The sequence below is a fragment of the Pseudomonas sp. FW300-N2A2 genome (assembly GCF_017351735.1).
Classification (GTDB): Bacteria; Pseudomonadota; Gammaproteobacteria; order Pseudomonadales; family Pseudomonadaceae; genus Aquipseudomonas; species Aquipseudomonas migulae.
This window is the reverse complement of sequence record NZ_JACNDU010000001.1, coordinates 295,294-306,656: the sequence shown is the minus strand read 5'-3', so window position 1 is coordinate 306,656 and position 11,363 is coordinate 295,294. Positions and strand designations below refer to the sequence as shown.

The 11,363-nt window shown below is 60.4% G+C and carries 8 protein-coding genes; 4 read left to right on the top strand and 4 right to left on the bottom strand.

Annotated features, from left to right (window positions below):
- Positions 1-27: 27 nt before the first annotated feature.
- Positions 28-405 carry a response regulator gene (locus J4E42_RS01180; protein ID WP_008026542.1) on the top strand — a complete coding sequence of 126 codons (378 nt, stop codon included), beginning with the start codon at positions 28-30 and terminating at the stop codon, positions 403-405.
- A gap of 181 nt (positions 406-586) precedes the next feature.
- Here J4E42_RS01180 and J4E42_RS01175 read toward each other — a convergent pair whose 3' ends face one another.
- Positions 587-1,642: a lipopolysaccharide assembly protein LapB gene (locus tag J4E42_RS01175; protein ID WP_207284357.1), complete on the bottom strand. Its 1,056-nt coding sequence runs from the start codon at positions 1,640-1,642 to the stop codon at positions 587-589.
- A 179-nt stretch (positions 1,643-1,821) separates the two neighbouring features.
- Here J4E42_RS01175 and J4E42_RS01170 point away from each other — a divergent pair, with 179 nt between their 5' ends.
- Genes J4E42_RS01170 through J4E42_RS01160 form a run of 3 tightly spaced genes read left to right on the top strand, consistent with a single transcriptional unit; the run spans position 1,822 to position 5,129 of the window.
- Positions 1,822-3,969 (top strand): FUSC family protein, encoded by a 2,148-nt coding sequence (locus J4E42_RS01170; RefSeq protein WP_207284356.1) that lies wholly within the window; start codon positions 1,822-1,824, stop codon positions 3,967-3,969.
- Complete coding sequence (locus tag J4E42_RS01165; protein WP_008026537.1) at positions 3,959-4,159, top strand: DUF1656 domain-containing protein; 201 nt, start codon at positions 3,959-3,961, stop codon at positions 4,157-4,159. The genes J4E42_RS01170 and J4E42_RS01165 overlap by 11 nt, the downstream gene beginning before the upstream one ends.
- 4 nt (positions 4,160-4,163) lie before the next feature.
- Entirely contained in the window at positions 4,164-5,129 is a 966-nt protein-coding gene (locus J4E42_RS01160; RefSeq protein WP_008044282.1) for an HlyD family secretion protein, read from the top strand.
- Positions 5,130-5,357: 228 nt separating this feature from the next.
- On the opposite strand, the gene J4E42_RS01155 is transcribed toward J4E42_RS01160, so the two are convergent.
- The 3 genes from J4E42_RS01155 to mexE are packed head-to-tail and all read right to left on the bottom strand — an operon-like array spanning position 5,358 to position 11,224.
- On the bottom strand, positions 5,358-6,779 hold the full coding sequence (locus tag J4E42_RS01155; RefSeq protein WP_207284355.1) for an efflux transporter outer membrane subunit: 1,422 nt from the start codon (positions 6,777-6,779) through the stop codon (positions 5,358-5,360).
- Complete coding sequence (locus tag J4E42_RS01150) at positions 6,776-9,955, bottom strand: efflux RND transporter permease subunit (RefSeq protein ID WP_008044286.1); 3,180 nt, start codon at positions 9,953-9,955, stop codon at positions 6,776-6,778. The genes J4E42_RS01155 and J4E42_RS01150 overlap by 4 nt, the downstream gene beginning before the upstream one ends.
- 15 nt (positions 9,956-9,970) lie before the next feature.
- Positions 9,971-11,224: a multidrug efflux RND transporter periplasmic adaptor subunit MexE gene (mexE, locus tag J4E42_RS01145; RefSeq protein ID WP_008026285.1), complete on the bottom strand. Its 1,254-nt coding sequence runs from the start codon at positions 11,222-11,224 to the stop codon at positions 9,971-9,973.
- Positions 11,225-11,363: the final 139 nt, after the last annotated feature.

Here is an 11,363-nt window from a genome sequence, read left to right as displayed (position 1 = left end):
CAGCTATTGACCGAACAAAGGCTACCCATGAGTGAAGATGCACAAGATGTCGTACTGATCGTCGAAGATGACCCCTCCATCCTGATGGTGCTGTCGGCCTACCTGTCGGGTGAGGGTTACCGGGTTTTGCAGGCCGAAAACGGCGAGCAGGCCTTCGAGATTCTGGCGAGCAAGCCGCATCTGGACATGATGATCACCGACTTCCGACTGCCGGGCGGGATCTCCGGCGTGCAGATCGCCGAACCCGCCGTGAAACTGCGACCGGAGCTCAAGGTGATTTTCATCAGCGGCTACCCGCAGGAAATCCGCGAGACCGACAGTCCGATCACGCGCACGGCGCCGATTCTGGGTAAGCCGTTTGATCTGGATGTGTTGCAGGAAATAATGCAGGACATGCTGTCCTGAGCATGGCTCGACAGGTTGTCCCAGACCTGTAGGAGCCGGCTTGCTGGCGATGGCGTAAGTTCTGACACTGCGCGTTATCGTTCTTCGCGGGCGAGCCTCGCTCCTACAATGCTGCGTCGTGTTGCCCCGATCCTGTAGGAGCCAGCTTGCTGGCGATGGCGACCGCAAGATCAGCGATGATTCAAAGCCCTTGCTGCAGGGCCGGATCGTCGGGATTGAGCTGTTCGAGTTGTGCCAACAGAATCTGCACGTTTTGCAGTTGTCCGCTTTCTTTCCAGTAGTTGATCAACAACACCCGTGCCTTGCGGTCGGCCGGATGGCGCTGGACGATTTCCTGCAACTGTTTCTGCGCCGCTTCCAGCTCTTGTTCGCCGTGTAGCGTGGTGGCGAGGTCGTAGCGGTAATCCTTGTTGTCCGGTTCCAGCTCCACGGCTTTGGACAGGCCGAGCAGGGCGAACTCACTTTGCCCGTGATGCAGCAACCAGAGCCCCAGGGCATGTTGCAGGTAGGCGGAATCGGGTTGAGCCTTCAATTGTTTGGCCAATAGCAGCCGGGCGGCTTCGCCTTGGCCCTGTTTGTCCAGCACCTCGATCTGCATCACCAGTGCCGGCAGATTGTCAGGTGCAAGGCGCAAAGTGTTCTCGAGCGCCTGTTGCGCCGCCTTGAATTCGCCGTTGTGCAGATGCAGCCGGGCCAGCTGGTACTGGTTGTCCGCGCTGTCGGGCGCACTCGTGAGCACTTGCTCCCACGCGTCGATCGCCTGTTGCAACGGCCCAAAGTACAAACCAAGGTCGTCCGGCGAGAGCCCAAGCAATGCGTTCACGGCGGTAAACCGCACGCTTTGTTCGCTGTCATCGAGCAACGGGCCCAACAGCAGGCTGCGTTGCCCGCTGGGAACTAAACCGCTGATGCTTTTGATCGCTGCGATGCGCACCTCGACGGCCGGGTGTTGCAGGTCTGCGTCTGCCAGTTTCAGGGCGAGCGGGCTGGGATAATTGGGCAGTTCGGCATGCAGCCAGACACGGCGTTTGGGCGAAATGTCAGGGCGACCCAATTGCTGGTACAAAACCCGCGCTGCGCCCGGTTGCCCGGCCCGCGCCTGGGCCAGCGCTTCGCTGAAGCCGCGCTTGATCGCCTCCGGCACCACGGGCGTTGTGCTGCGCAGCAACAGCCACGCAAGGCCGATGGCAAACAGGACACAGAGGCTGATGATCAGGTAGCGGCGGGACTGGGGCATGCAGGAATCCGGTAGCAGGCAAGCTTTTGCAAGGTTGCCAGCTTCGGTCAGGCCGGGCTGTGAGTCAAACCCTGAGGCCATTGCGCAGCGAATAGTCAGTATTTTTCCTACAAGTGCTGTCGACACTGAAACCCTGTCGAGCCGCCGAAGCAGTGACTACGCTTGCTGGAGATGACTCGATGAGCGCTCCCATGCAACCGCTGCTTCAATACTTCAAGGCAATACTCAACCCTGGCCCAGGGGTGGTGTTGTTCGCCTTGAGAACCATTGCGGCCGGGCTGTTGACGCTGTACCTGGCGTTCCTGTTCGACCTCGATCAACCCAAGTGGTCGATCATGGCGGTGGTCATCGTCAGTCAACCATTGGGCGGAATGGCCCTGGCCCGCAGTTTCGGTCAGGTCATCGGCACCACACTCGGGGCCGTCGTCGCGGTGGTGATCATGGCCATTTTCCCCCAGGCGCCGTTGCCTTTCATCGTGACCCTGGCCTTGTGGCTGGCGTTGTGTACCGCCGGCGGCACCTTGTTGCGCTACACCAGTTCCCAGGCATTTGTCCTGAGCGGCTACACGGCGGTGGTCGTGGCACTGCTGGCAGTACCTGATCAGGACGGCACGTTCCTGTTGGCCGTGACCCGCGTCACCGAAACCTTGTTGGCGGTGGCCTGCGTGTGTGTGGTCAGCCTGCTCACCGCGCGCCCGGAAACCGTGGCCCGGGACTATTTCGCCAAAATCGATCAAGTCATCAAGCTGCTGGCAACCCATGCCGCTGCGGTCATTCGCACCGAAGAAAGCGAGGCGGACTTTCACCGTCGGCAGATGCAACTGTTGGGGGAAATCAGCGCCCTTGAAGGCGTGCGCCGGCATTTGTATTTCGACGCGCCACGGTTACGCAGCGCCAATGGTCTCGTGCAGTTACTGGGCAATCAGCTCGTGTTGCTGACCTCGCGCCTGACTGCGCTGCGTCACCAGCGAGAACTGCTGACCGAGCGTTGGCAAGGGGCATTACCCGAGGAAATCCAGCGTTTACGCGCCGAAGAGCTGGCCTTCCTCGATCAACTGGCCCTGCAAGGGCGCTCGCTGTCGAGCGAGGCGCGGCACCATTTCGCGGCGCTGCAACAGCGTTTCGATGATCAGGCTTATAAGGCCGAACAACTCACCGAAACAATGCCTGCCACGTTGCGCTCCCTGGCCTGGGCACTGCGCTGGGAACAGGCCCGGATGTTGGAGCAACTGGGGCAGATGCTGGAGCTGAGCGACGCAATCCAGGAAGAGCGGGCGGCCAGTAGCGTATTCCGCGGCCAGGAAAATCCGTTGCATCTGGACTATACGCTGGCGGCAATGAACGCAATCCGCGCCTTTACTGCATTGGTGGTGGCCGGGTTCATCTGGATCGAGACCGGTTGGGACGGGGCTCGGGGCGGGATGATTGTGGTGGGGATTCTCTGTTCGCTGATGGCGACTTTCCCTCGGCCATTACTGGCCAGCCAAAGCTTTGCCAGGGGGTTGGGTCTGTCGTTGGTGGTGTCGGCGCTTTACCTGTTTTTGCTGATTCCGATGATCAATGGCTTCGAGCTGCTGGCCTTGCTGCTCGCTCCGTTGCTGTATGCCGTCGCGGTGGGGCTGTCGAGCCCGCCAACCACGGGCACCGGCATCGGCCTCGGATTGACGACGATGCTGTTGCTGGGCCCGCAAAACGTCGGCGTCGGGCAAAACACCGCGATTCAGTGGTTCGAGTTTGCCGGCGCCTACATCAGTGCCACCGCACTTGCACTCAGTGTCTATGCCTTGATCTTCCCGTTCCGACCCGTCTTGCGGATGCGTCGGCTGTTCAATGAGAACTGCCAGCAGGTCTACGCTTTGCTGAAGACCCCGGCCACCGACGAGCAACAATTTGCGTTTGAAAGCCGCATGGTCGACCGCCTGACCATGATGTTGGGGTTGTTGCCGGCGATCAGTGACAAGCATTCCAGAGACCTGTTTGAAGTCAGCCTCGGGTGCATGGCACTGGGCGTGGCGTTGAATCAGCTCAGGCAACAGGCGCAAGACAACACGTTGCTCAGTACCGATCAATTGAACCGTTTGCTGGCGGCGGTCCGCGAAACAGGGCGATTGATTGCCGGGCGCGCCGGGATCGACCTTGAACGGTTGCTGGAGAACCTGCATATCCTGGGTGATGAAATGGACGACTTGCATCTGGACGTTCATGAACACCTGTGGTCGGTCTTCAGGATGCGCGTGGCGCTATTGATTGTGGTGTCGTTTCTGGAGCGATATCGCGCCTGGTTTCAACCCGCCGAACAGGAAGGAGACCCCATCCTTGCCCATTGACCTGGAAGTAGGCGGCGTCTATTTGCCGCCGATCGCGCAGGCGCTGTTGCTGGCCTTGCCGATTTTCCTGCTACTGGACTGGACCCTGCGCCGCCTTGGTGTGTTGCGGTTCGTCTGGCACGAAGCCTTGTTCGAAGGTGCGTTGTACGCCTGCGTTTGCGCGACGCTGATTCTGGTGATGGGAGCCTGATGCCTTGAAGAAGATCCTTGCCCGGCTCACAACAGTGGCGGTGGTGCTGCTGGCCTTTGTGCTCGGCTGGTTCGCCTGGGAGCATTACACCCGCGCACCCTGGACTCGCGATGCACGGGTGCGGGCTGATGTGGTGACCTTGTCCGCCGATGTCTCGGGTCGCATTGTCGCGCTGAGGGTTCAGGACAATCAGCATGTCGACAAGGGCCAGTTACTGCTGGAGATCGACCCGGCTCGCTACGTTCTCGCTGTGGAGCATGCCAAGCGTTCGGTGGAGGTTTCGAAGGCCACTCTCGGCCAATCCGAAGCAACGATTGTCGCCAGCGAAGCGCTGCTGCGCCAGCGTCAGAGTGAAGAGCGCCGGCGGCGAACACTCAAGCAACGCTTCGCGATTTCGGGCGAAGAATGGGAAAAGTCCAGCACAGAGGTGGCGGTAGCACAGGCCGAGTTGCTGCGTAACCAGGCCAACCTGGGGCTGGCGCAGGCCAATGTGCAATTGGCTGTCGCGGCCTTGACCCAGGCGGAACTGGATTTGCAGCGTACCCGGGTCGAAGCGCCCGTCAGCGGCTACGTCACCAACCTGCTGACCCGACAGGGCGACTATGCCGCGGCCGGGGGCGCATTGTTGGCGTTGGTGGACAGCGATTCGTTTTATGTCAGCGGTTATTTCGAAGAAACCAAGCTGCCGAGAATCGGGGAGGGGGATCGGGTCAGGATCGAATTGATGAGCGGCGAAACCTTCGGCGGCACGGTGCAAAGCATTGCCTTCGCCATCGCCGACCGCGAGAACCTGCCCGGCGGCCGTCTGCTGGCCAACATCAACCCCAGTTACACTTGGGTCAAACTGGCGCAACGGGTGCCGGTGCGGATAAAAATCGACGCCGACTATGCCGGCAAGGACAAACTGCGGGCGGGGACAACGGCCACCGTGACCGTGCAGGAAACCCGCACTTCCCAAAACCACCCCTGATCCCCCGTAGGAGCCGGCTTGCTGGCGATGGTCGTTAACGATAAAGCGTACGGATTGTTTCACTGCGGCGCACTTGAGACCATCGCCAGCAAGCCGGCTCCTACAATGGACCGTGTTGAGGCTGAAAATGATGTAATCCTCAATACCAAAAAAAAGCCCCGCGACCGAATGAGGCGCAGGGCTAAAAAAATGGTTGGTTGCGACCAGCCAAAAGAGCTCTATAACGTGTTACTTGCTGGCGACCGTCTCTGGTTGCCAACCGCCACCCAGGGCCTTGTAGATCGCGACGATACCGCGATACAGATCGACTTCGGCCTGGGCCTGAGTGTCTTCCGCCGCCAGACGTTCGCGTTGGGCATCGAGCAGGACAAGGAAGTCCGCCGTGCCTTCGCGGTAGCGAATTTCAGCCAGGTCGGCTGCCGCGCGGCTTGATTCACTCTGACGAATCAGCGAAATCAGGCGTTGCTGGCGTTTGCCGTAATCACTGAAGGCGTTTTCCGATTCTTCCAGGGCCAGCAGCACTTGTTGCTCGTAGGTCGCCAAGGCGCCTTCGGCATCCGCGTCGGCACCGCGGATACGGGCTCGAACACTGCCCAGGTCAAACGCCGCCCAAGTGATACTTGGGCCCAGTGCCCAGGCGTTGGCCGCCGAGGATCCGATCTGCGAACCACGTCCGGCGGTCCAGCCCAGGAAGCCGCTGAGGCTGACCCGCGGGAACAGGTCCGCCTTGGCCACGCCAATACGCGCCGTGGCCGAAGCCAGTTTGCGCTCGGCGCTGAGAACGTCCGGACGACGTTGCAGCAGTTCGCCCGGATTACCGATCGGCAGTGCCTTGGCAATCGCTGGCAAGTCTTTCGGGCTCAAGTCGACGGTCAGCTTGTCCGGACGTTCACCCAACAAGGTGGCGATACGGTTTTTCTGCCGAACCTGTTCGGCCTGCAATTGCGGCACGCTGGCTTCGACAGACGCCAGGCGTGCATCGGCGCGGACCACATCGAGCTGATCGCCGACGCCGGCATCGCGCAGGCTTTCGGTGATCTTGCGCGACTCCTGCTGGTTGTTCAGGTTGGCCAGGGCGATTTTTTCCCGCAGTTGCGCACCGCGCAGCTGACCGTAGGCGTCCACCAGTTCGGCAATCATGGTGACTTGCAGTTGGTACAGATCCGCTTCGGCCGCTTGCTGTTCGGCGTCGCTGGATTCCAGGTTGCGCTGGATGCGACCAAACAGGTCCAGTTCCCAGGCCATGTCCAGACCCAGGTCATAGCGTTCGCTATTGACCCGTTTGGTGGTCTCGCCCGGAATCTGGCCTTTGCCCAGATCACTGCTGACGCGGCTGGTGATGGTCGGCATGGCGTCATTGCTGACGTCGTCGCGGATCGCCCGGGCCGCCTTCCAGCGAGCGAAGGCGACGCGCAAGTCACGGTTGCCTTGCAGCGATTGCGTCACCAACTGGTTGAGGGTCGGGTCTTCAAACTGCTGCCACCAGATGCCTTCGAAACGTGAGCGGTCGAAGTTTTTCTGACCCGCAGCGCCATCGGTGGCGGTGGTGATGTTGGCCGGTTCAGTGGCCGGGGTCTTGTAGTCCGGGCCGACGGCACAGGCACTCAGGGCCAGTACCAGCAGGCTCGGCAGGAAGGCTTTCAGGCTCATTGTTGCGCCTCCAGTTTCAGGGCTTTGGCCGCTTTGCGCTGCTCGCCGCGTTCCACGAAATTACGGATCAACACGTAGAACACTGGCGTCAGCAACAGGCCGAAGAAAGTCACCCCGAGCATCCCGGAGAACACCGCCACACCCATGGCGTGACGCATCTCGGCACCGGCACCGCTGGAGAACACCAGTGGCACCACACCCATGATGAACGCGAAGGAGGTCATCAGGATCGGCCGCAGACGCAGGCGGCAGGCTTCAAGCACCGCAGCCAGCGGGTTCATGCCTTCTTCCTGTTTGTCCTTGGCAAACTCGACGATCAGAATCGCGTTCTTGCAGGCAAGCCCCACCAGAACGATCAAGCCGATCTGAGTGAAGATGTTGTTGTCGCCTCCCGAAGCAATCACACCGGTGATGGCCGACAGCAGGGTCATCGGTACGATCAGGATCACCGCCAGTGGCAGGCTCCAGCTTTCGTACTGCGCCGCGAGTACCAGGAACGCCAGCAATACGCAGAGCGGGAACACGAACAGTGCGGTGTTGCCGGACAGAATCTGCTGGTAAGTCAGGTCGGTCCATTCGTAGGTCATGCCGTTCGGAAGTTCTTCCTTGAGCAGTTTCTCGATGGCTTTTTCGGCCTGGCCGGAGCTGTAGCCTGGGGCTGCCGCACCGTTGATTTCAGCGGTGATAAAGCCGTTGTAGTGCATGACGCGGTCCGGGCCCGAGGTGTCGCTGACCTTGATGAAGGTCGCCAGCGGGATCATCTCGCCTTTGTTGTTACGCACTTTCAGCTGACCGATCTGGTCCGGTTCGAGGCGGAACTGCTGCTCGGCCTGGACGTTGACCTGATAGGTACGGCCGAAGCGGTTGAAGTCGTTGGCATACAGCGAACCCAGGTAAATCTGCAGGGTGTCGAAGATGTCGCTGACGGCCACGCCGTGAGTCTTGGCTTTTTCCCGGTCGATGGCGGCATCGACTTGCGGCACGTTCACCGTGTAGCTGGTGAACAGGCCTGCCAGTTCCGGCACACCGTGGCTCTTGGTAATGATGTTCATGGTTTCTTTGTACAGCTCGTCGTAGCCCAGGTTGCCCCGGTCTTCGATCTGCAGGCGGAAACCACCGATGGTGCCCAGGCCTTGTACCGGCGGCGGCGGGAAGATTGCCATGTAGGCTTCCTGAATCCCGGCGAACTGGCCGTTCAATGCACCGGCAATCGCACCGGCGGACATGCTCGGGTCTTTACGCTCGTCGAACGGTTTCAGGGTCACGAACACGATGCCGGCGTTAGGGCTGTTGGTGAAACCGTTGATGGACAGGCCCGGGAACGCTACCGCACTTTCCACGCCAGGCTGTTTCAGTGCCAGGTCGGACATGCGTTTGATCACGTCTTCGGTACGGTCCAGGCTGGAAGCGTCCGGCAGTTGCGCGAAAGCCACCAGGTATTGCTTGTCCTGGCCAGGTACGAAACCGGTCGGGGTGTGGGCGAAACCGAAGAAGGTCAGCACCATCAGGCCTGCGTACAACAGCAGGGCAATACCGCTGCTGCGGATAACCCGGGCTACGGTGCCGACATAGCCATGGCTGGCGCGTTCGAAGAACCGGTTGAACGGACGGAACAGCCAGCCGCCCAATAGTTTATCGAGCACTTTGGTAAAGCGATCTTTCGGCGCACTGTGGCTCTTGAGCAGCACGGCGGCCAGGGCAGGGGACAGTGTCAGCGAGTTGAACGCCGAGATCACGGTCGAGATGGCAATGGTCAGGGCAAACTGTTTGTAGAACTGGCCGGTGAGTCCGGAAATGAACGCCGCCGGGATAAATACCGCACACAGCACCAGCGCCGTCGCGATGATCGGCCCGGTCACCTCTCGCATGGCTTTCTTAGTGGCTTCTACGGGCGTTTCTCCCAGCTCGATGTGCCTTTCCACGTTCTCCACCACCACGATGGCGTCGTCCACCACGATACCGATGGCCAATACCAGGCCGAACAGTGACAAGGCGTTCAGCGAGAAGCCGAACAAGTGCATCACCGCAAACGTACCGATCAACGAAACCGGAACCGCCACCAACGGAATGATCGAGGCACGCCAGGTTTGCAGGAACAGGATCACGACCAGAACCACGAGGATCAGTGCTTCGAAGAGGGTGTGAACCACCGCTTCGATGGAACCGCGCACGAAGATCGTCGGGTCATAGACGATGCTGAAGTCCATGCCTTCCGGGAAGCTCTTCTTCAGCTCCGCCATCTTGTCGCGCACTTCGTTGGAGATTTCGATCGCGTTGGAACCAGGACGCTGGAAGATCGGGATCGCCACCGCCGGCTGGTTGTTCAGCAAGGAACGCAGGGCGTATTGGCTGGAACCCAGCTCGACGCGCGCGATGTCTTTCAGTCGGGTGATTTCACCGTTGTCGCCGGAGCGAATGATGATGTTCTCGAACTCTTCTTCGGAAACCAGGCGACCCTGAGTGTTGACCGACAGCTGGAACGCGGTGGCATTCGGCGCAGGCGGGGCACCCAAGGCACCGGCAGCGACTTGACGGTTTTGTTCGCGGATCGCGGTTACCACGTCGGTCGCGGTCAGATTGCGCGAAGCGGTTTTGTTCGGATCGAGCCATACCCGCAACGAGTAGTCGCCCATACCAAACAGCTGCACATCACCGACACCGCCCAGGCGCGCCAGCTCATCCTTGATGTTGAGCAAGGCGTAGTTGGACAGGTAGAGCATGTCGTAGCGTTTGTCCGGCGAGGTCAAGTGCACGACCATGGTCAGGTCGGGCGATGCCTTGTCCACGGTGATACCGATGCGTGTCACTTCTTCTGGAAGCTTCGGCTCGGTCCGGGTCACGCGGTTCTGCACCTGCACCTGGGCGTTGTCCAGGTCGGTGCCCAGCGCGAAGGTGATGGTCAGGGTGATCTTGCCGTCAGCGGTGGACTGCGAGGACATGTACAACATGTTCTCGACGCCGGTGATGGCTTGCTCCAGAGGAGCAGCCACGGTTTCACCGATGACTTTTGGGTTGGCACCCGGGAAGTTGGCACGGACCACAACGGTCGGTGGCACGACTTCCGGGTATTCGCTGATCGGCAACTGGAACAGCGAGATGGCACCGGCGATCAGGATCAGCAGCGACAGCACCGCTGCAAAGATCGGCCGTGAAATGAAGAATTGGGAAAAATTCATCGGAGTCGTTATCCCTTAACCGCGTGGGGTTGCAGCAGCCAGTTTCACAACCGAACCCGGCGCGACCTTGGCAGGTGCGACTTGGGGCAGGTTGCTGGCTTCCAGCGCTTGTCGTTGTTGTGCGAGTGCCGCGAGGGTTTGTTCGCTGGCCATCGGGATCACTTCAGGGGTGACTGGCGAACCGGGACGTACCCGTTGCAGGCCCTTGACGATGATCGTGTCGTCCTTATTCAGGCCGTTGCGCACGATGCGCAGCCCTTCGATTTTCGGACCCAGCTCGACCGCGCGGTAGGCGGTTTTGTTATCCGCATCCATCACCAGCACGAACTTTTTACCGAGGTCGGTACCGACCGCTTCATCGTTGATCAACACGGCGGAGTAGGTGCCGCTGCCGACCAGTTTCAGACGCGCATAAAGGCCCGGGGTGTAAGCGCCGTCGCTGTTGTCGAACACGGCGCGGCCACGGATGGTGCCGGTTTTCGGGTTGACCTGGTTGTCGACGAAGTTCATCACGCCCTGGTGCGGGTTGCCGTCTTCGTTGGACAGGCCGAGGTAAACCGGAGTGGTTGCACCACGTTTGCCCTGGCGAGCGAGTTGGGTGTATTTGAGGAACACACGCTCGTCAGCGTCGAAGTAGGCGTAGACCTTGTCGGTGGACACGACGCTGGTCAGCGCGGTGGTATCGGCGGTCACCAGGTTGCCGGCGGTGATTTCGGCACGGCTGACACGGCCGCTGATCGGTGCGGTGACGCGGGTGAAACTCAGGTTCAGTTTCGCCAGGTCCAGTTGTGCCTGAAGGGCACCGACTGCAGCGCGGGCTTCTTGTGCAGCACTCGTGCGCGAATCGGCCAGCTCGGCGGAAATCGCATTGCTGGTACGCAGACGCTCACCGCGCTGGGCTTCGTTTTCGCTGCGGGTCGCATTGGCGCGCGACTGAGCGACCAGCGCTTCGAGACGGCGGACCTCGGCCTGGAAGGGACGCGGGTCGATCTGGAACAGCAAGTCGCCTTTCTTGACCAGCGCGCCTTCGGTGAAGGCAACGTCATCGATCTGACCGGAGACCCGTGGACGAATCTCTACCGTTTCCGGCGCTTCAAGGCGCCCGGTGAATTCGTCCCACTCATTGACCGGTTGTTCCAGCACCTTGGCGACGCTGACTTTCGCCGCAGGCATGGTCGCGGCAGACTCCGGAGCCTTGCCGCAAGCGCTCATCACCACTACGGCCAGCAGGGCCAACGGGAAGCGCAAATGTTTGAGTGACTGTTCCATGGATGCATCCGCCAATGTATTGAGATGGGCGGATGATGCTCGGCGGGGGTGGTATCGCACGAATCGAATGAAGCGAAGGTAACTATCATTCGGAATGATATAAGAATCAGGTTAGCTCTCTAGCCTGCGCCTTTCCCAA